Here is a 20,063-nt window from a genome sequence, read left to right as displayed (position 1 = left end):
TCCCAGCCGGCGGGCGCTTCGTCGTCGCGCGGGTGCTCAGCCCTGGATCGGGCTCAGGCTCACCTTGGTCATCACGATCTCCTTCTTCGGGTGACCGCCACCGGCCTGCTGGGCGAACGCGCCGTCGTCGCCGGCCGCCGCGACCTGCTTCACCACGTCCATCCCGCCGGTGATCGTGCCCAGCACCGTGTAGTTCGGATCGAGCTGCGAGTCGCCATACACGATGAAGAACTGGCTGCCGGTGCTGCCCGGCTGGCCGGAGTTGGCCATCGCGATCACGCCCTCCGGGTACGGCGGGCGCTTGTCGGTGGGGAGGTTCTCCTCGGCCAGGTTGTAGCCCGGCCCGCCGGTGCCGTCGGTGTCCCGCCAACCCTTGCCGGTCGCGCTGGGGTCGCCGCACTGGAGCACCTGGATGCCCTGGGTCACCAGGCGGTGGCACTTGGTGTTGTCGAAGAAGCCCTTGCTGGCCAGGTGGGTGAAGCTGCCCGCGGTGCAGGGCACCTTGGTGCGGTCCAGCTTGGCGGTGATCGGGCCCAGGTTCGTGTCGATCGTCATCGTCTGGCTGCCCTTGGCCGCCTGCTCCGCCGGCGGCAGCCCGACGTCCTTGATCTGCGCCGGCCGGCCCTCCTTCGGCACCTCGGTGTAGGCGCACTGGACGAAGCCGGCGGCGGTGCCGCCCTGCTTGTCGTCGTCATCGTCGCCGAGCGAGGTGGCGAGCCAGACGGTGCCGGCCACGACGAGCACCAGTACGGCCGCGGCGCCGACGATCGCCTGCGTCTGCCGGCGCTTGCGGGCCTTGCCGGCCCGCTCGGCCATCTCCCGTTCGAGCCGGGCCCGCGCCGCCGCGCGCTGGCGGTCTCTCGTGGACGTCACGGTCTCTCCTCACCTGCTGGGTATCGGGGGACGGCGCCGCGCGCCGTCGAGTCCTGGGTGGGTCAGCGTCGACTCAACCGGCGCTGGGGCTGCTCGCCGGCGCGCTGGACGCGGCCGGCGCGGCGTTCGGCTCGCCGACGGTGAGGCTCTGGATCACCACGTCCGTCTTCGGCTTGACCTTGGCGCCGCTGCCATTGTCCACGGTCGGGAGCGCGCCGATCTTCTCCACCACGTCGAGGCCGCCGGTGACCCTGCCGACCACGCTGTAGTCCGGCTTGGCCGGGTTGAAGTCCTTGAAGAAGATCAGGAACTGGCTGCCGTTGGTGCCGGGCGGGTTGCCGATCATGGCGACCGTGCCCTTCGGGTACGCCGGCGGCTGCCCCGGCGCCGGCGAGGCCGACGGGCTGGGCTCCGGCGCGGAGGGGACGTTCTCGTTGTAGAACGAGTAGGTCGGCCCGCCGATCCCGGTGCCGCTCGGGTCGCCGCAGCGCAGCGCGCCCTCGGTGGTGATCTCGTGGCACTTGGTGTCGTCGTAGAACGACCGGCTGGCCAGGTGGGCGAGGCTCGCCGCGCCGCACGGGGCGTCGGCCAGGTCCAGGCCGACCGTGATCGGCCCACCCTGGTTCGTGGTGATCGTCATCGACCGCGTGCCCTCGGTGGGCAGGTCCTTGGTGGCGGGCGTGCCGACGTCCTTGAGGTTGGTGTTCGCCGCGCCGTCCTGCGGGGTCCAGAGGCAGACGTCCGCGGCGGTCGGCTTCTCCGGATCGGAGTCGAACGCGCCGAGCGCCCAGGCCGAGCCGGCCACGATCAGCGCGAGCACCACCGCGGCGCCGACGCCGGCCTGGATCTGCCGGCGGCGCTTCGCGGCCGCGGCCCGCCGGGCGAGCTGCCGGTCGAGCTTGGCCCGCGCCAGTTTGCGCTGCCGGTCCCTGCTGGAAGCCACCGGTGCTCCCCTTCCTCTGCCTGATCGCCGCCGGCGTCGCCGACGTCGCCCGCCGTCCCGGTCGGGGTGCGCCACGCCACACGCCCGCCAGAGTGTACGGGTACCGACTGTGTATGTGGTGTACGAGGTCCCGCCTGCGTTTATCGGAAGGTGTCACTGGGACTGTTGGGGCAGGCGGGTCCGGTGGCGGGCGAAACCCGCTCGCCGGTGCGACTAGGCTGCTGGGCGAGGACGACGACCGGACGGAAAGGGGACGGACGTGCTCGTGGCCGGCTTTCCCGCGGACGCCTTCGGCACCAACTGCTATGTGGTGGCGACCGCTCCGGGGGAGCAGTGCGTGGTGGTCGACCCCGGCATCGGGGTGCTCGACCGGCTCGACGAGGTGCTCGCCGAGCACCGCCTGCACCCGGCCGCCGTGCTGCTCACCCACGGGCACCTGGACCACACGTTCTCGGTCGCGCCGGTCTGCGGGGCGCGCGGCATCGCCGCCTACGTCCACCCGGAGGACCGGGAGCTGCTGGCCGACCCGTCCAAGGCGCTCTCGATGGACCTCACCGCGCTCTTCGGCGGTCGCCTGCCCTACGCCGAGCCCGACGACGTGGCCGAGCTGACCGACGGCGCGACCCTGTCGCTGGCCGGGTTGGAGATCACCGTCGACCACGCCCCCGGCCATACCGGCGGGTCGGTGCTGTTCCGGATGCCCGGCGCCGGCTCGTCCTGGGAGGCCGACGAGATCTGCCTCTCCGGTGACGTGCTCTTCGCCGGCTCGATCGGGCGCACCGACCTGCCGGGCGGCAGCATGCCCCGCATGCTGGCCAGCCTCCGGGAGAAGGTCCTCCCGCTGGCCGACGACACCGTCGTCCTGCCCGGCCACGGTCCCGCGACCACCATCGGCCGCGAGCGCGCGACCAACCCCTACCTCGTCGAGGTGGCGGGGTCCGCGCGCCCGGCCGCGCCCACCCGAGGCCTCTAGACCGCACCCGCGCCCCGCGCGGGTTTCCAAGGAGTACGTCATGAGCAAGCCCACGCCCATCTCCGGCTTCCCCGAGTGGACGCCGGCCCAGCGGATGATCGAGCAGTTCGTGCTCGACCGGATCCGCGCCACGTTCGAGCTGTACGGCTTCGCGCCGCTGGAGACCCGCTCGGTGGAGCCGCTCGACCAGCTGCTGCGCAAGGGGGAAACCTCCAAGGAGGTCTACCTGCTGCGCCGGTTGCAGGCCGACGCCGACGGGCCGGCCGGCGACGACGCGCTCGGCCTGCACTTCGACCTGACCGTGCCGTTCGCCCGCTACGTGCTGGAGAACGCCGGCAAGCTGCAGTTCCCGTTCCGCCGCTACCAGATCCAGAAGGTGTGGCGGGGGGAGCGGCCGCAGGAGGGCCGCTACCGCGAGTTCCTCCAGGCCGACATCGACATCGTCGACCGGGACTCGCTGCCGGCGCACTACGAGGCCGAGATGCCACTGGTGATCGGTGACGCGCTGCGGTCGCTGCCCATCCCGCCGGTGCGGATCCAGGTCAACAACCGCAAGATCTGCGAGGGCTTCTACCGGGGCATCGGGCTGACCGACCCGGAGGCGGCGCTGCGCGCCGTGGACAAGCTCGACAAGCTCGGCCCGGCGAAGGTGGCCGATCTGCTGGCCGAGACCGCCGGGGCGAGCGAGGCCCAGGCCAAGGCGTGCCTCGCGCTGGCCGAGATCTCCGCGCCGGACGCCTCGTTCGCCGACGCGGTGCGCGCCCTCGGGGTGAGCGATCCCCTGCTGGAGGAGGGCATCGCGGAGTTGACCGCGGTGGTGGAGACCGCCGCCGCGCACGCGCCCGGCCTCTGCGTCGCCGACCTGCGCATCGCCCGGGGCCTGGACTACTACACCGGCACGGTCTACGAGACGCAGATGATCGGCTACGAGCGGTTCGGCTCGATCTGCTCCGGCGGCCGCTACGACAACCTGGCCAGTGCGGGCAGTGTGCGGTTCCCCGGGGTGGGCATCTCGATCGGGGTGACCCGGATGCTCGGCCTGCTCTTCGGCGCCGAGGCGCTGTCGGTGTCCCGGTCGGTGCCGACGTGCGTGCTGGTCGCGGTCACCGCCGAGGAGGAACGGGCGGCCAGCGACGCGGTCGCGGCGGCGCTGCGGTCCCGGGGTGTGCCCACGGAGGTGTCGCCGTCCGCGGCGAAGTTCGGCAAGCAGATCCGGTACGCCGAGCGGCGGGGCATCCCGTACGTCTGGTTCCCCGGCGCGGACGGCGACGAGGTCAAGGACATCCGTTCCGGTGAGCAGGTGGCCGCGGCGGCGGGCGAGTGGACGCCGCCCCGGGCGGACCTCAAACCGCTGGTGGGTCCGGCCGGCACTGGCGCCTGACGACGTTTGGACCTACGGTGGCGTAAGTTACGCCACCGTAGGGAGAACGTCGTGTCCGTGCTCAGCCAGACCGCCCTGCTCACCGAACTGGAGCCGGTGGTCGAGAAGAACCTCGACCGCCACCTGTCGCTGGCCAAGGAATGGTTCCCACACGAGTACGTGCCGTGGAGCGACGGGCGTACCTTCGACGGCCCGCTCGGCGGGGAGCCCTGGTCGGAGGCCGACTCGACGATGTCCGAGGTGGCCCGCACCGCGTTGATCGTCAACCTGCTCACCGAGGACAACCTGCCCTCCTACCACCACGAGATCGCCACGCTCTTCGGGCGCGACGGCGCGTGGGGGACCTGGGTGCACCGGTGGACCGCCGAGGAGGGGCGGCACGGCACCGCGATCCGGGACTACCTCACGGTGACCCGGGCGGTGGACCCGGTGGCGCTGGAGCGGGCGCGGATGGTGCACATGTCCGCCGGCTACCGCAACACGCACGACGACGAGGTGCTGCACTCGCTGGCGTACGTGTCGTTCCAGGAACTCGCCACCCGCATCTCGCACCGCAACACCGGCCGGGCCACCGGTGACCCCGCCTGCGAGGCGCTGCTGGCCCGGGTGGCGGCGGACGAGAACCTGCACATGGTCTTCTACCGCAACCTGCTCGGCGCCGCGTTCGAGCTGGCGCCGAGCCAGGCCATGCGGGCGGTGGCCGACGTGCTGGCCGACTTCCAGATGCCCGGGGTCGGCATCGACGGCTTCGCCCGCAAGTCGGTGGCGATCGCGCTGGCCGGCATCTACGACCTGCGGCAGCACCGGGACGAGGTGGTGATGCCGGTGCTGCGCCAGTGGAACCTGTTCGACGTCACCGGCCTGGACGCCGACGGCGAGACCGCCCGCGACCAGATCGCCGCCCACCTGGACACCCTGGAGACCCAGGCGTCCCGCTTCGAGGAGCGCCGCGCCGCCCGCGCCTCCCGCCTCACCACCCCCCGCTAACCCCCCACCCCCCACCCCCTCACCCCTCGGCGATCTTGCAGTTGCTGCCCGGGCAAAAGCCGTGGATCAGGCGTTCCGTGGGCCGAAAGTGCAAGATCGCCGGGGAGGCGAGGGCGGCGGGGTCAGGCGGGCTGGTCGAGGGGGAAGAGGAGGCAGGTGGAGGTGGCGTGGGCGACGAGGCGGTTGGCGGGGTCCGTGAGGCGGGCCTCGGCCAGGGCGGTGCGGCGACCGCGTTGCAGCACGGTGCCCTCGCAGCGCAGCGTGCCGCTGTCCACGGTGACCGGGCGCAGGAACTTCACGTTGAGGTCGAGCGAGGTGTAGCCGACGCCGGCCGGCAGGGTGGTGTGCACCGCGCAGCCGGCGGCGGTGTCCAGCAGCGTGGAGAGGACGCCGCCGTGCACGGTGCCGAGCGGGTTGTAGTGGAACTCCTGCGGCAGCAGCTCGACCACGACGCGACCCTCGTCGGCCTCCATCCGGGCCATGTCGATGAGGTGCATGACCGGTGGCGCGGCCAGCTCGCCGGCGATCATCGCGCGCAGCAGCTCCAGGCCGCCGCGCCGGCCGACGTGGGCGGCCCCGGCGACCGGGTCGGACCAGGTGAACGTGCGGCTGCGCTCCTGCGTCTGTGTCATGGACCCAGCCTCGCAGCGCGTTGCTGAGTCTGTCAATCAGACCTAGCCTGGTCGACATGAGACCCGCGGCACTGGACTGGTCGGTGGAGAACTGCACCATCGCGCGCGCCATGGAGATCCTCGGCGAGCGGTGGACCGTGGTCGTGCTCCGCGAGGTGTTCAACGGCGTACGCCGCTTCGACGACATGCGGGTGCGCACCGGCATCCCGCGTCAGGTGCTCACCAACCGGCTGTCGATGCTGGTGGAACGGGGCGTGCTGCGCCGGGAGCCGTACCGGGAGCCGGGCAGCCGGCCGCGGCAGGAGTACCGGCTCACCGAGATGGGACTGGACCTGTGGCCGGTGCTGGTCGCGGTGCTCGGCTGGGGTGACCGCCACCTGGCCGACCCCGAGGGCGCGCCGCTGACCGTGGCGCACCGCGACTGCGGCGCCGAGGTCCGGGTCGCGTTGCGGTGCGCCGACGGGCACGACGTGGCCGATCCTCGGGACGTGCTGCCCCGCCCCGGTCCGGGGGCCCGCCGTCGCGCCTGACCGCCCTGAGCGGCTCTGACACTCCATGACGATGTTGTTGCCACGCCGTTACATCGGGGTCCGGTGCGAATCCGGGCAAAGTCATGTCTTGCTTACGATCTTAAATATGTGAATACTTTGGTCAGCCCGGACGGTTTCCCCAGGTCGCCCGGGTTGTCCTCGGGCGCTTCCCCATGACAGCGCCCGTTCACCCCCATCCGGAGGTTGTTACATGCGACCCACGAGGTCCACGCTCCGTCGCGCCGCCGCCGTCGCCGTGGCCGGCACCCTGGTCACCGGCTCCCTGCTCGGCGCCCCCGCCCAGGCCGCGCCCTCGCCCCTCTCGCCGGACGCCGCCGCGACCCTCGTCGAGAAGCTCGGCGACCGGGCCGCCGGCGCGTACGGCGACGCCAGCGGCAAGATGGTCGTCACGGTGACCGACGCCGCCGCCGCCCGCCAGGTGCACGCCGCCGGCGCCACGCCGAAGCTGGTCACCCGCGGCGCCAAGCAGCTCAGGGCCGCCACCAGCGAGCTGGAGCGCTCCGCCAAGATCCCGGGCACCGCCTGGTGGACCGACGCGGCGACCAACCAGGTCGTCGTCTCCGTCGACAGCACCGTCACCGGCGCCAAGCTGGAGCGGGTCAAGGCCGCCGCCGCCCGCACCGGTGGCGCGGTCCGGATCGAGGCCGAGGCCGGCACGCTCAGCACCCGGATCTCCGGCGGCCAGGCCATCTACGCCGGTGGTGGGGGCCGCTGCTCGCTCGGGTTCAACGTCCGCAGCGGCTCGACCTACTACTTCCTCACCGCGGGCCACTGCACCAACATCTCGTCGAGCTGGTACAGCAACTCCTCGCAGACCAGCCTGCTCGGCACCCGCGCCGGGACGAGCTTCCCGGGCAACGACTACGGCATCGTCCGGCACAGCAACTCGGGCAACGCCGCCGGCAACGTCTACCTCTACAACGGCAGCTACCGCGACATCACCGGCGCCGGCAACGCCTACGTGGGCCAGAGCGTGCAGCGCTCCGGCAGCACCACCGGCCTGCGCAGCGGCTCGGTCAACGCCACCAACGCGACGGTCAACTACGCCGAGGGTTCGGTCTACGGCCTGATCCGGACCAACGTCTGCGCCGAGCCCGGCGACAGCGGCGGCTCGCTCTTCTCGGGCAGCACCGCGCTCGGCCTCACCTCCGGCGGCAGCGGCAACTGCCGCACCGGTGGTACCACCTACTTCCAGCCGGTCACCGAGGCGCTCAGCGTCTACGGCGTGAGCGTCTTCTGATCGAGACCCCACGGACGGGCCGCCGGGTGACCGGCGGCCCGTTCCGCGTCCCCGACCGGGTCGGTGACGCGGGTCAGCCACCTGCTCCCGGCCGACCCGGACTGACCGGCGCGGGAGCGGATGTCGTGGCCGCCCGGCGGGCCGACAGGACCGCGGCCAGCGGCCAGAGCGCGACGGCCAGGGCCGCCACCCGCTCGGCCAGCCCGGTCCGCGAGCCGCCGGTCACCTCCATCACGAACCAGCCGAACAGCACCAGCAGGACCGCGGTCACGGTCAGCGCCACCGGCCGGCGGAACGCCCACGGGGGCGTGCCGGTGGGCGAGGCGGCCACCTCCCGGCGCACGGCGCGCGGCAGGCGCAGGGCCGAGCCGGCGGGCCAGAGCGACAACGCGAGCACCGCGACCGTGGCCACCACGCCGTGCGCCGGCGAGCCGCCCACCTCGGGGCGGGGGAACGCGAGCAACCCGACGGTGGCCGTGCCGCCGAGCGCGAGCAGGAACCGACTGGCCAGCCCGGCGGCGTGCAGCACCGCGGCGGTGGCGACGTAGGCGACGCCGAGCAGCACCAGGACGCCCCCCATCAGCCAGGGGTCGGTCGCCCCCTCGCCGGCCAGCTCGCTGATCGTGTCCCGCACCGGGTCGTAATCCGGGGGCTGGCGGGCGCCGGCGACCGTCCATCCCGTCACCAGCATCGCGGGCGCGGCCGCCGCGACGCCCACGGCCCAGCTCGGTACGACGCGCACCCGGCCACGGTAACCGTCCGCCCGGGTCACGGCCCGGCTTTGCCACACCCCCGGGCCGGGCCGCTCCGACGGGTGCCCGGGAGCCGGCCGGTCCGCCCTGACAGAATGCGGGAAGCAGTCGTGGACCAGATGAGGAGACGCCAGCCGTGATCCGTACCCACAATGCCGGAAGCCTGCGCGCCGCGGACGCCGGCTCGACGGTGACGCTCGCCGGGTGGGTGGCCCGCCGGCGCGACCACGGCGGTGTCATCTTCGTCGACCTGCGCGACGCCTCCGGCGTCGTGCAGGTGGTCTTCCGCGAGGAGGACGCGCACGCGCTGCGCAACGAGTTCTGCGTCAAGGTCGTCGGCGAGGTGACCCGTCGCCCCGAGGGCAACGAGAACCCGGACCTGCCGACCGGCGAGGTCGAGGTGACCGCCGCCGCGCTGGAGGTGCTCTCCGAGGCCGCGCCGCTGCCGCTGCCGGTGGACGACCAGATCGAGGCCGGCGACGACATTCGGCTCAAGTACCGCTACCTGGACCTGCGCCGGGGCGGCCCGGCCAGGGCGATGCGGCTGCGCTCGAAGGCCAACCAGCTCGCCCGCACGGTGCTGCACGAGCGGGACTTCCTGGAGATCGAGACGCCGACGCTGACCCGCTCCACCCCGGAGGGCGCGCGCGACTTCCTGGTGCCGGTGCGGCTGCAGCCGGGCAGCTGGTACGCGCTGCCGCAGTCGCCGCAGCTGTTCAAGCAGCTGCTCATGGTCGGCGGCATGGAGCGCTACTACCAGATCGCCCGCTGCTACCGCGACGAGGACTTCCGGGCCGACCGGCAGCCGGAGTTCACCCAGCTCGACATCGAGATGTCGTTCGTCACCGAGGACGACGTGATCGACCTCGGCGAGGCCATCGTCTCCTCGCTCTGGAAGGACCTGGCCGGGCACGAGATCGTTCGGCCGATCCCGCGGATCACCTGGCACGACGCGATGGCCCGCTACGGTTCCGACAAGCCGGACCTGCGCTACGGCGTGGAGCTGACCGAGCTGACCGACTACCTGCGCGGCACCGAGTTCCGGGTGTTCGCCGGCGCGATCGACGCGGGCGGCTACGTCGGCGCGGTGGTCATGCCCGGCGGCGCGAGCCAGACCCGCAAGGAGCTGGACGGCTGGCAGGACTGGGCCAAGGCGCGCGGCGCGCGCGGCCTGGCCTACGTGGTGCTGGACGCGGAGACCGGCGAGGCGCGCGGCCCGGTGGCCAAGAACCTGTCCGAGGCGCACCTGGCCGGCCTGGCCGACGCGGTCGGCGCGAAGCCCGGTGACGCGGTCTTCTTCGCCGCGAGCACGAACACCCGGGAGGCGCAGGAGCTGCTCGGCGCGGCCCGGATCGAGATCGCCAAGCGGTCGAACCTGGTCGACGAGAGCGCCTGGGCGTTCTGCTGGGTGGTCGACGCGCCGATGTTCGAGCGCACGGACGAGGGCGGCTGGACCGCGGTGCACCACCCGTTCACCTCGCCGAACGCGGAGTGGGTGGACCGCTTCGAGGAGGCGCCGGACCGGGCGCTGGCCTACGCGTACGACATCGTCTGCAACGGCAACGAGATCGGTGGCGGCTCGATCCGTATCCACCGGGGTGACGTACAGCAGCGGGTGTTCGACCTGCTGGGCATCACGCCCGAGGAGGCGCAGGACAAGTTCGGCTTCCTGCTGGAGGCGTTCAAGTACGGCGCCCCGCCGCACGGCGGCATCGCGTTCGGTTGGGACCGGGTCTGCATGCTGCTGGCCGGCGCGGACTCGATCCGCGAGGTGATCGCGTTCCCGAAGACGCGTGGCGGCTTCGACCCGCTGACCGGCGCGCCGACCCCGATCACCGGGCAGCAGCGTGCCGAGGCCGGCATCGACGCCAAGCCGAAGGCGCCGGTCGGCCCGCACGCCGGCACCGCCGGCCCGGCCGCCCCGGTGGCCGACCCGACCTGATCCTGGCTTCGTCGAAAGGCCCGCGTCATGATGACGCGGGCCTTTTCGATCTTCAGGGGGACGGATGAACCTGCTCGTGGTGGGCGCCAGCGGCTTTCTCGGTGGCGAGGTGTGCCGGCAGGCGGTGGCCGCCGGGCATCGGGTGGTCGGCACCTACCACTCGACCGCCATCGGGGTGCCGGGCGTCGCGCCGCGCCGGCTCGACGTGACCGACCGCGCCGCCGTGCGTGAGCTCCTGACCCGGGTACGCCCCGACGCGGTCGTCGCGACCCCTACCGGTACGACGACTGGGCGGTCACGGCGGACGGGGCGGCCCACATCGCGGTCGCCGCCGCCGAGGTGGGCGCGCGGTTGGTGCACCTGTCCAGCGACGCGCTGCACGCAGGTCGGCCGAAGCCCTACGCCGACGACGACGTGCCCACGCCGCTGCACGCGTACGGGGCGGCGAAGGCGGCGGCGGAGACGGCGGTGCGGGCGGTGGATCCGGGCGCCGCGCTGGTGCGGACGTCGCTGATCCTGGGGGAGGGGAGCAAGCAGATCCAGCTCTGCCGGGACGCGCTCGCCGGCCGGGCGACGCTCTTCACCGACGAGCTGCGCTGCCCGGTCCACGTCGCCGACCTGGCCGCCGCCGTGCTGGAGCTGGTGCCGGGCGACTACGCCGGGCCGCTGAACGTGGCCGGGCCGGACGCGGTGAGCCGTGCCGAGCTGGGAGTCCTGGTGGCGCGGCACGACGGCGTGGACGCGGGCGGACTGCGGACGACCACGATCGCGGGCGCCGGGCTGCACCGCCCGGCCGAGGTGGTGCTGGACTCCGCCCGCGCCGTCGGGCTGCTGCGGACCCGGCTGCGTGGGGTCGCCGAGCTGTACGCCTAGTTGCACACTTTCTTTGCAAGCCTCTTGTGCACGAGAAGTGTGCACAGATATTGTGCTTCGCATGGAGGAAAAGAAGCGGACCGAGGACCGCGCCGTGCGCATCGACCACCGGCAGGTGCGCGCCCTGGCCCAACCGCTGCGCATGCGGCTGATCGGGGCGCTGCGGGTCGGTGGCCCCGCCACGGCCACCGCCCTCGCCGAGATGCTCGGCACCAACACCGGCGCGACCAGCTATCACCTGCGTCAGCTTGCCGAGGTGGGCCTCGTGGTCGAGGACCCGAACCTCGGCACCGGCCGGCAGCGCTACTGGCGGGCCGCGCACGACGCCACCAGCTGGGAGGCCTCCGACTTCGACGACGACCCGGACGCGCGGGCCGCCATCGAGTGGATCGAGGAGGACTACGTCCGCTTCTTCGCCCACCACGCGGAGCGCTGGTTCGCGGGGCGCCACGAGTGGTCGCCCGCCTGGCGCGACGCGTACGGCATGGGTGACTTCTTCATGCGGATCCCGGCCGCCCGGCTGGAGGCGATCAAGGCCGAGGTCTTCGCGGTCTTCGAACGCCACCGGGACGAGACCGACCCGGACGACCCCGACGCCGAGATGGTCCAGCTCTACCTGGCCGCCTTCCCGCTCAGCACGGTGCTGCCGCCGGCCGGGGGAAAGTCGTGAGCGGGCTGTCCGTACGCCAGGTCCGGTCCCGCTACCTCATCCTCTTCGGCCTGCGCTGGCTGCCCGCCGGCCTGATGATCCCGGTGATGATCCTGCTCATGCAGGAGCGCGGGCTCTCGCTGTCCCAGATCGGCCTGGTCTTCACCGCGCAGGGCCTGGTGGTGCTGGCGCTGGAGCTGCCCACCGGCGGGTTCGCCGACGCGCTCGGCCGCAAGCCGGTGCTGCTGGCCGCCTGGGTGGTCTGCCTCGCCTCGCTGGCGCTGATGGCGGTGGCCGACTCGTTCTGGATGTTCTTCCTGGTCTGGGCGTTGCAGGGCGTCTACCGGGCGCTCGACAGCGGCCCGCTGGAGTCCTGGTACGTCGACGCCACGCTGGCCGCCGACCCGGCCGCCGAGTACGAACGCGGCCTCGGCTGGGCCGGCACCGTCGTCGGCGTCGCGATCGGCGCGGGCGCGCTGCTCAGCGGCGGTCTGGTGGCGCTCGGACCGGTCGGTCCGGTCAGCGCGCTGACCCTGCCGGTGCTGGTCGCGGTCGTGCTCCAGGCGGTCTCGATCGCGGCGCTGCTGGCGTTGCTCGTCGAACGGCGACCCGCCTCCGGCCCGGCCGCGCTGCGCGCCTCGGTGGTCGAGGCGCCCCGGATGGTCGGGCAGGCCGTCGGTCTGCTGCGCCGCAACCGGGTGCTGCTGGCCCTGGTCGCGGTCGAGCTGTTCTGGGGCTTCGGGATGGTCACGTTCGAGTCGTTGCTGCCGGTCCGGCTGTCCGAGGTGGTCGGTGACGCCGACCGCGCGGCCGCGCTGCTCGGCCCCGCCGGCTCCGCGGCCTGGCTGGCCAACGCGGCCGGGGCCGCGCTCACCCCGCTCCTGCTGCGCCGCCTCGGCGCCGCGCCGGCCGCCGCGCTGATGCGGATCCTGCAGGGCGCGACGGTGGTCGGCATGGGCCTGCTGGCCGGCCCGGTCGGTGTGCTCGTGGCCTACCTGGCCTGCTACGCCGTGCACGGCGCCTCGAACCCGCTGCACCAGGGCCTGCTGCACCGGCAGGTCGACGGCGCCTACCGGACCAGCGTGCTCTCGCTGAACTCGATGATGGCCGGAGCGGCAGGGGCGCTCGGTGCGGTGGTGCTGACCGCGCTCGCCGACGCGACGAGCGTCGGGGTCGCCATGCTCGTCGGCGCGGTGGTGCTCGCCGTGGCCGCGCCGCTCTACCTGCCGGCCTGGCGCGCCGGCCGGACCACCGCGGACGGTGCCACCACTGCCGCCACACCGGCCCGGCCCGGGGTGGACGCCCAGGCGGCGGAGCGGCCGGCGGCGGGTCCGGTGACCGGGGCGGTGGGTGGCGTGCCGACGCCGGACCCTGCGGCCGTGGCCGGCGCCGCCGACCGGCCCGCCTGACGGGCGTCGGCCGTAGGGCCGCCGCCGGCTACGAACCTGATGACGCGAACGGCTCAGGCGAGCGGGAACGCGTGCCCCCGATCCATCCGGGTCATCAGGTTCGTAGCCACCGCACACCCGCGCCGGAGGCCGCCACCCGTCGCCGAACCGCCGTCCCGGTCAGCCGAGGTGGACCGAGGTGCGCGGCTCCGTGCCGCTGAAACCGAGTCGCCGGTAGAGCCGGATCGCGCCGACGTTGGCGGTGTAGACGCCGAGCGCCACGTGGTCGTACCGGGCGAACAGCGCCGCCGCCATCCCGGCGGTCAGCGCCGCGCCCAGCCCCCGGCCCCGGTGCCCGGGCGCGACGGTCAGGCCGGCCACGAAGCCGATGTCGCCGCGGCTGCGGTCCGCGCCGCAGGCCACCAGGCGGTCACCGTCCCGGATGCCGTACCAGTCGACGACGCGCGGGTCGCCGGGCCGGGAGGTGGAGCTGGGGAAGGCCTCCTCGACGAGCGCGGCGAGCGCGGGGTGGTCGGCCTCGGTGAGCCGGACCACCCGCTCCTGCGCCGGCTGCGGCGGCGGTGGCGCGGCGGTCCAGAGGAAGTCCCACTCGTCGAGGCGGGCCACCGGAAGGTGGGCGGCCACCTCGGCCGGCGCGGTCCGGGGCAGGTGCACCGACTGGCCGGCCCGCAGCGTCCCGTCGGCTCGCAGACCGGCGAAGACCGCCAGCGCCGGTCCGGCGGCGCCGAGCGCGCCGCCCGCCGGCCCCTGTCCCGGTGGGAGCAGCCAGCCCACCGCGCCGTCGCGTCGCCAACCCCGCGCCTCCTGGTCACGCCAGAGCGCGTGCCGGGCGTACGGATGGTGGCCGGTGGCGGCGAGCAGGGCCTCGCGCCCGGTCAGCGCCGGGTCGGCAGTGATCATGTCGTCAGCCTAGACACCCGCCCGGGCGAGCCGTTCCACGGTGGAGATTGACGAACAGACCGATCGGGTACATCCCTCGCCGACCTACTGGGAACCCCCACCGGAGGAACGACATGCTCGCCATTCTCGCGGCCATCGTGTTCGGCTTCGCGCTGCTGCTGGACTTCCTGAACACCAACTTCGGCGCGCCGGACCTGTTCAACAACTGGACCCTCAGCCTGATCGGCTTCCTGCTGCTCTCGCTCTACCTGGCCGGCGTCGGCTCCGGCCCGCGCGGTGGCGGTGGCGGCCGCTGGTACCGCGGCCGTCGTCCGGGCCGCGGCTGACCGGAAACGACCACCCGGGTCGGGTCGGCGGCGCGATTCCGGCGCCGTCGGTCCGGCCCGGTACTGTTCTCGTGATGGAATCCGACGCCCTCTTCACCCTCGGCGAGCCCGCCGGAGCGCCCGGCGCACCCGCGGGCTCCGGTGGCGTCGACGGGTTCACCGCCGCCCGGGCCGACTCCCCGCTGCCGGTCCGGATGCGGCCGGCCGGCATCGACGAACTGGTCGGGCAGGAGCACCTGCTCGCCCCCGGCGCGCCGCTGCGCCAGCTGGTCGAGGGCGCGACACCGATGTCGGTGATTCTCTGGGGCCCGCCCGGCAGCGGAAAGACCACCATCGCCCACCTCGTGGCCCGGGCCACCGACCGGCGCTTCGTGGCGATGTCCGCGCTGACCGCCGGCGTGAAGGACGTCCGCGCCGTGATCGAGACCGCCCGGCGGCAGCGCCGCTCCGGTGGCCCGCCCACGGTGCTCTTCATCGACGAGGTGCACCGGTTCAGCAAGACCCAGCAGGACTCGCTGCTCGCCGCCGTCGAGGACCGCACGGTCACGCTGCTCGCGGCGACCACCGAGAACCCCTACTTCTCGGTCATCTCGCCCTTGCTCTCCCGCTGCGTGCTGCTCACCCTCCAGGCGCTCGACGACGACGCCGTGCGCGGGCTGCTGCGTCGCGCGGTGACCGACGAGCGCGGCCTCGGCGGCACGTTGACCCTGGCCGAGGAGGCGGAGGACCACCTCGTCCGGCTCGCCGGCGGCGACGTCCGCAAGGCGCTCACCGCGCTGGAGGCGGCGGCGGCCACCGCGACCGCGCTCGGCGCCGGCCGCATCGACCTGGCCGTGGCCGAGCAGGCGGTCGACGTGGCGGCCGTGCGCTACGACCGCGACGGCGACGCCCACTACGACGTGACCAGCGCGTTCATCAAGAGCATGCGCGGCTCGGACGTGGACGCGGCGCTGCACTGGCTGGCCCGGATGCTGGTCGCCGGCGAGGACGCCCGGTTCATCGCCCGGCGGATGGTGATCTTCGCCAGTGAGGACGTCGGGATGGCCGATCCCACCGCGCTGACCGTGGCCACCGCCGCCGCCCACGCCGTGGAATACGTCGGCCTGCCCGAGGCGCAGCTCAACCTCGCCCAGGCCGTCATCCACCTGGCCACCGCGCCGAAGTCGAACTCGGCCACCACCGCGATCGGCGCCGCCGTCGCCGACGTGCGCGCCGGGCGGGGCGGGTCGGTGCCGCGCGGGTTGCGCGACGCCCACTACTCCGGCGCCCGCGGCCTCGGGCACGGGGCCGGCTACCGCTACCCGCACGACGACCACCGGGGGGTGGTCACCCAGCAGTACGCTCCGGACGATCTCGTGGGGACGGACTACTACCGGCCCAGCGGGCACGGCGCGGAGCGGGCCGTCGCCACCCGGCTGCCGGTGCTGCGCCGGATCGTCCGGGGGTTGCCGGCACCCGCGGCCCGGGCGGGGGCGGGCGCCCCGACCGGGGGCCCGGCGGGGGGCACCGAGCAGGCCAGCGGGGCGAGCGAAGGTGGCGGCGACGTCATCGAGGGGGGTCAGTAGTGATGGCGCGTGGTCCGGAGCGGCCGGCGGACGGCCCCGACGAGCGGCGCGATCCGCGGGCCAAGGGCCGCCGGTGGGGGCGCGGCCGGGCCGAGGCGGAGCCGGATCCGGCCGTCGCCGGCGAGGAGTTCGGCTGGATCGACGACCTGCGCACGGCCAAGCAGCAACGGGGCGAGCTGGGCCCGGAGGGGGAGACGCCGGCGGGTCCGGGCCCTCGGTCCGGCGCCGGCCCCGTCCCGGGACCGGGTCGGCCACCGGGCCCCGGCACCCCGCCCGCATCCGCGCCGGAGCCGGGCCGACCGCCCCGACCGGGCGCCGGTCCCGGCGCGCCCGCGCCGGCTCCGCCCGGTCCCGGCGCGGCGATGCCGCCGGGACCGGGTTCGTCGCCGGTGACCGGTCCGCCGCCCCCGGCGGTCGCCCGGACCGCTCCGCCGCCCGTTCCCGGCCGGCCCCACCCGCCCGCCGCCGCTCGTCCGGACGCGCCGCCGTCGGGCCGTCCCGGCCCGAGCGTGCCGTCGGGTCGCCCGGACGCGACCGCGCCACCGGCCGGCCGCCCCGACCCGATGACGCCGCCGCCCGGCGGCCCCGGCGCGCCGATGCCTCCGACGTCCCGTCGTCCCGGTGCGCCGCCTCCCGGCGCCGGTCGTGCCGGGCCCCCGGTCCCCGGCCGGCCCGGTGGCGAGATGCCCATCGCCCCCGGCCGGCCCGGTGGCGAGATGCCCACCGCGCATGGTCGGCCCGGTGGCGAGATGGCCACCTCGCCCGGTCGTGCCGGCGCGGCCGTCCCGGGCGGTGGCGGTCGCCCTGGTCCGGAGACGCCCGGCGGCGGTCGCCCCGGGCCGCGTCCTCCGGTCGCGCGCCGTGACCCCGACACGGCCGGGCCGGCCGCCCCGCCGGTCCGCCCGGGCGGACCCGATCCGGCCGCCCCGCGTCGCCCCGTCGACGGTCCCTGGCCCGGTGTGCCCGAGGCGCCCCGGCCGGCCGGTTCCCGGTACAGCCGGAGCACGGACGAGCCCACCGGATCGCAACCGCCGGTGGTCGGCCGTCCCGCCGTCCCGCCGCCCGCCGGCCCGCCCGGCCCTCCGCCCGCCGGACGACGGGGACCCGAGCGCGCGCCGGCCGAGCCCGCGCCGGGCCGACCCCGGCCCGGGGACGGCGACGACCAGCCGGTCGCGGTGCCACCCACCCCGCGCGGCCGGCACGGCGCCGAGGCTCCCGGCGGAACCCACCCGATGCGCACCGACCCCGCGATGCCGCCCGTGCCCGGTGGACGCCGTGCCCTGCCCGACGACTCCGGCGTCCGTCCCGTGTCCGGCGCGGGTCGTCGGGCGCGGCCCGACGACGTTCCGGCCGCCACGCGACCGGTGTCCGGCGCCGGCCGTCGCGCCGCGCCGGAGGGCGCCGGCCCGAACCCGGCCGGCCCCGACCCGGCCGCCCGTGCGGCCTCCGCCGGCGCGCGGCGGGCCCGCCCGGACGATCCGACCGCCGCCGGTGGCCACCGCGCGCCGGTCGATCCGGCCGCGCGGCCCGTCTCGGGTGCCGGTCGGCGGGCCGCCGAGCCGGACCGGCCACCCGCCGTCCCGCGCAGCGGAAACGCGCCGCAGATGCCCGGCGCGGGTCCCGCCGCCCCGGTGTCCGGCGGCCCGGCGCCCGCGCCCGGCTCCCGCCGCGCCCCGGCCGGCGGCCGGCGCGCCGCGCCCGACCCGGTCGACGCCGCCGACCGCTCCGGTTCCGTCCCCGCCGCACCGGGTCGGGCCGCCCGCGACGAGAACGGCGGGCCGCGACCGCAGCGGCCGGAGCGCCCCGCCGACTGGCTGCGGCAGGCCGGTCGCACGCCGCACACCGACCCCGCCATGCCGGCCGCCCGTCGTCCGGCCGGCGCGCCGCCGGACGGGCCGGGTGCCCGTGCCGGCGCTACCGACCGCGGTCCGGGCGCCCGTGCCGGGGCAGCCGTGCCGCCGGCCCGCACCGAGCAGCCCGGCCCGGCCGCGCCGCCCGTCCGACCCGAACAGGCCGGTCCCGTCCGGGGCGCCGCCCGCACCGGCGCGCCGCCGGCCGGTGGTGGACCGGCGCGTCCGGGCGTCGCCCCGGCCGCCGGTGACCGCGCGGGTCGTCCCGGAGGCCAGCCGGCGGATGTCCGCGCTGGTCGTCCCGGCGCCCCACCGGTGAGTGACCGCCCGGGTGGCCCGACCGGTCCCGGCGTGCCGCCGGGCGCCGGCGACCGCACCGCCGGCGGCCCGGGTCGTCCCGTGGGGCCGGGCGGACCCGCGTCGCCCGGTGACCCCGAACGGACCGGTGGCATGCCGGTCGGTGGCGGCCGTCCCGGAGGGCGTGGACCGGCCGACGACCGGACCCGCGCCGCCGGCCGCCCGTCCGGCGTGGACGGCGGGCGTCCCGGCCCGGACCGGGGCGCGTCCCCGGTCCGCCCCGGACCCGCTCCGTCCGGCCCCGACGGTCCTGGACCTGCCCGTCCCGACGGCGCCGGCGGTCCGCCCCGCCCGGGCACCCGAGGACCGTCCACCGGCCCGGTGGTCGCCCCCGGGCCGGTCGCCGGACCGGCGCCCGTTCGGGCGGCGGCCGGGGTGGCCCGTCCCGCCGGGCCGGAGGAGCGCACCACCGGCCGGGCCGTTCCGCCCGCCCCCGAATCGATGGGGCCGGCTCCGGGCGGCCCGGGACCGGGCGGGCCGGCGGTGGCCCGGGCCGCCGCGGTCGTACCCCCGGTGGAGCCGGCGGGGATCCGGCCCGGCGACGCGCCGGCGTCGCGCCCGGCCGGCCCCGACGACGACGCGGCGGCCGGCGGTCTGCGCGGCGCCCGGTCGGAGCTGCGCCGGCAGGTACGCGAGCGGCGTCGACTGCGGATGGGCATCCTCGCCCTGGTCAGCCTCGTGCTGCTGGGCGCGGTGCCGCTCTACTTCGGCATGCGCACGCTCAGCCGCGACCCGGTCTTCGACACCCTCGACGCGCTCGACGTGCCGTCCTGGGCGGCCACCAAGACGGTCGACAACGTCAGCGGCAGCCGGTGGTGCCTGCAGGACTGCCGGCTGCGGGAACGCGCGGTCGAGTCGGAGCAGGGCTGGAAGCAGACGGTGACGGTCTACGAGGCGGCCCTGGCCAAGGACGGCTGGCGACGCTGGAAGGTCGACCGCTGCCCGGAGGAGAAGGTCGAGGGCAGCTACACGTGCTGGCGTCGGGACGAGCTCACGCTCGACCTGTGGGTCCGCGACCCCGCCTGCACGCCGCCGCCGGTGGACGGGGAACCGGCGCCGTCCGCGCCGCCCGCGCCCGCAGCGGCGACGTGCACCGGCTCGTTGGTGTCGGTGAAGGTGCGCAACGCGATCGACGACGAGCGCACCGGCCCCACGCCGACCACCGATCCGTCACTCACCGGAGAGGATCCCTACCCGACCCTCACCGACGACCCGCTCGGCGAGCCGACCCCCTCACCGTCGTGAGCCGACTTCCATCACGGACGGTAGGGTCTGGGGCTGGCGCGCCCGCCCGCGCCCGGTGACCGGGTCGGCGTGGCGCGAAGTGGGTAGGGACGGTCGCGCGTCCCGGAGCCGTCCGGCCCCGGGACACTGCTTGAGGAGGACATGCGCGTGAGTGGTGGAGAGATCGCTGCGCTGATCGCGGCCGGTGCGTTCCTGATGCTGGTGCTCGTGCTGGCGGTGCCGATCCTGCGGCTGCGGCACACCGTCGACGCGACGACCCGCATGATCGGTGACCTGAACGACCGCACCGCGCCGCTGCTCGGGGACGTGAACACCACGGTGAAGAACGTCAACGTGGCGCTGGAGCAGGTGCAGACCTCGCTGGACGGGGTGAACCTCCAGCTCGCCAAGGTGGACACGATGACCACGCACGCGCAGAACGTCACCGCGAACGTGGCGAACCTGGCGACCGTGGTCTCCGCCGCCGCCGCGAACCCGCTGGTCAAGGTGGCCGCGTTCGGCTACGGCGTGCGCAAGGCCGCCTCCGCCCGCCGGCACGCCGAGACCGAGCGCGAGGTGCGCGACACCATCAAGCAGCAGCGCCGGGCCGCCAGGCGTGGCAACCGCTGACCCCGA

17 protein-coding genes and 1 pseudogene are annotated in these 20,063 nt (G+C 75.3%); 13 read left to right on the top strand and 5 right to left on the bottom strand.

Annotation, left to right across the window (positions count from 1 at the left end; all coding sequences use genetic code 11):
• Window positions 1–36: 36 nt before the first annotated feature.
• A complete protein-coding gene (locus CO540_RS08175; protein ID WP_099161559.1) occupies window positions 37–873 on the bottom strand; it encodes a peptidylprolyl isomerase in 837 nt (278 codons plus the stop codon).
• Between the two features lie 73 nt (window positions 874–946).
• Complete coding sequence (locus CO540_RS08170) at window positions 947–1,816, bottom strand: peptidylprolyl isomerase (RefSeq protein WP_099161558.1); 870 nt, start codon at window positions 1,814–1,816, stop codon at window positions 947–949.
• A gap of 259 nt (window positions 1,817–2,075) precedes the next feature.
• Here CO540_RS08170 and CO540_RS08165 point away from each other — a divergent pair, with 259 nt between their 5' ends.
• Genes CO540_RS08165 through CO540_RS08155 form a run of 3 tightly spaced genes read left to right on the top strand, consistent with a single transcriptional unit; the run spans window position 2,076 to window position 5,157 of the window.
• Window positions 2,076–2,789 (top strand): MBL fold metallo-hydrolase, encoded by a 714-nt coding sequence (locus tag CO540_RS08165; RefSeq protein WP_099161557.1) that lies wholly within the window; start codon window positions 2,076–2,078, stop codon window positions 2,787–2,789.
• Window positions 2,790–2,829: 40 nt separating this feature from the next.
• The gene (hisS, locus tag CO540_RS08160) at window positions 2,830–4,170 is read left to right on the top strand and encodes a histidine--tRNA ligase (RefSeq protein ID WP_099161556.1); all 1,341 of its coding nucleotides are present in this window, start codon (window positions 2,830–2,832) and stop codon (window positions 4,168–4,170) included.
• A 51-nt stretch (window positions 4,171–4,221) separates the two neighbouring features.
• Window positions 4,222–5,157: an acyl-ACP desaturase gene (locus CO540_RS08155; RefSeq protein ID WP_099161555.1), complete on the top strand. Its 936-nt coding sequence runs from the start codon at window positions 4,222–4,224 to the stop codon at window positions 5,155–5,157.
• A 122-nt stretch (window positions 5,158–5,279) separates the two neighbouring features.
• Here the strand turns inward: CO540_RS08155 and CO540_RS08150 are convergent, their stop codons facing one another.
• On the bottom strand, window positions 5,280–5,789 hold the full coding sequence (locus CO540_RS08150) for a PaaI family thioesterase (protein WP_098745365.1): 510 nt from the start codon (window positions 5,787–5,789) through the stop codon (window positions 5,280–5,282).
• A gap of 56 nt (window positions 5,790–5,845) precedes the next feature.
• Between CO540_RS08150 and CO540_RS08145 the strand changes: the two genes are divergently transcribed.
• Together CO540_RS08145 and CO540_RS08140 are read left to right on the top strand one after the other, a co-directional pair.
• Window positions 5,846–6,319 (top strand): helix-turn-helix domain-containing protein, encoded by a 474-nt coding sequence (locus CO540_RS08145; protein WP_099161554.1) that lies wholly within the window; start codon window positions 5,846–5,848, stop codon window positions 6,317–6,319.
• 211 nt (window positions 6,320–6,530) lie between these two features.
• Complete coding sequence (locus CO540_RS08140; protein WP_099161553.1) at window positions 6,531–7,580, top strand: S1 family peptidase; 1,050 nt, start codon at window positions 6,531–6,533, stop codon at window positions 7,578–7,580.
• Window positions 7,581–7,653: 73 nt separating this feature from the next.
• Here CO540_RS08140 and CO540_RS08135 read toward each other — a convergent pair whose 3' ends face one another.
• The gene (locus CO540_RS08135; RefSeq protein WP_253866550.1) at window positions 7,654–8,322 is read right to left on the bottom strand and encodes a DUF998 domain-containing protein; all 669 of its coding nucleotides are present in this window, start codon (window positions 8,320–8,322) and stop codon (window positions 7,654–7,656) included.
• Window positions 8,323–8,468: 146 nt separating this feature from the next.
• Between CO540_RS08135 and aspS the strand changes: the two genes are divergently transcribed.
• The 4 genes and pseudogenes from aspS (at window position 8,469) to CO540_RS08115 (ending at window position 13,205) form a co-directional block, all read left to right on the top strand.
• Entirely contained in the window at window positions 8,469–10,274 is a 1,806-nt protein-coding gene (gene aspS / locus CO540_RS08130) for an aspartate--tRNA ligase (RefSeq protein WP_099161552.1), read from the top strand.
• 64 nt (window positions 10,275–10,338) lie between these two features.
• A pseudogene (locus tag CO540_RS08125) lies at window positions 10,339–11,147 on the top strand (sugar nucleotide-binding protein).
• Between the two features lie 61 nt (window positions 11,148–11,208).
• Entirely contained in the window at window positions 11,209–11,817 is a 609-nt protein-coding gene (locus CO540_RS08120; RefSeq protein ID WP_099161551.1) for a helix-turn-helix transcriptional regulator, read from the top strand.
• Entirely contained in the window at window positions 11,814–13,205 is a 1,392-nt protein-coding gene (locus tag CO540_RS08115; protein WP_099161550.1) for an MFS transporter, read from the top strand. The genes CO540_RS08120 and CO540_RS08115 overlap by 4 nt, the downstream gene beginning before the upstream one ends.
• A gap of 159 nt (window positions 13,206–13,364) precedes the next feature.
• Here the strand turns inward: CO540_RS08115 and CO540_RS08110 are convergent, their stop codons facing one another.
• Window positions 13,365–14,105 carry a GNAT family N-acetyltransferase gene (locus tag CO540_RS08110; RefSeq protein WP_099161549.1) on the bottom strand — a complete coding sequence of 247 codons (741 nt, stop codon included), beginning with the start codon at window positions 14,103–14,105 and terminating at the stop codon, window positions 13,365–13,367.
• 113 nt (window positions 14,106–14,218) lie between these two features.
• Between CO540_RS08110 and CO540_RS08105 the strand changes: the two genes are divergently transcribed.
• The 4 genes from CO540_RS08105 (at window position 14,219) to CO540_RS08090 (ending at window position 20,057) form a co-directional block, all read left to right on the top strand.
• The gene (locus CO540_RS08105; RefSeq protein ID WP_091578088.1) at window positions 14,219–14,431 is read left to right on the top strand and encodes a hypothetical protein; all 213 of its coding nucleotides are present in this window, start codon (window positions 14,219–14,221) and stop codon (window positions 14,429–14,431) included.
• A gap of 74 nt (window positions 14,432–14,505) precedes the next feature.
• Complete coding sequence (locus CO540_RS08100) at window positions 14,506–15,996, top strand: replication-associated recombination protein A (RefSeq protein WP_099161548.1); 1,491 nt, start codon at window positions 14,506–14,508, stop codon at window positions 15,994–15,996.
• A 2,648-nt stretch (window positions 15,997–18,644) separates the two neighbouring features.
• A complete protein-coding gene (locus CO540_RS31295; protein WP_371682293.1) occupies window positions 18,645–19,448 on the top strand; it encodes a hypothetical protein in 804 nt (267 codons plus the stop codon).
• A 147-nt stretch (window positions 19,449–19,595) separates the two neighbouring features.
• Window positions 19,596–20,057 carry a DUF948 domain-containing protein gene (locus CO540_RS08090; RefSeq protein WP_091578082.1) on the top strand — a complete coding sequence of 154 codons (462 nt, stop codon included), beginning with the start codon at window positions 19,596–19,598 and terminating at the stop codon, window positions 20,055–20,057.
• Window positions 20,058–20,063 lie beyond the last annotated feature (6 nt).

The organism is Micromonospora sp. WMMA2032 (assembly GCF_002688545.1).
GTDB classification, from domain to species: domain Bacteria; phylum Actinomycetota; class Actinomycetes; order Mycobacteriales; family Micromonosporaceae; genus Micromonospora; species Micromonospora sediminicola.
This window is presented reverse-complemented; position numbering and strand designations above follow the sequence as displayed.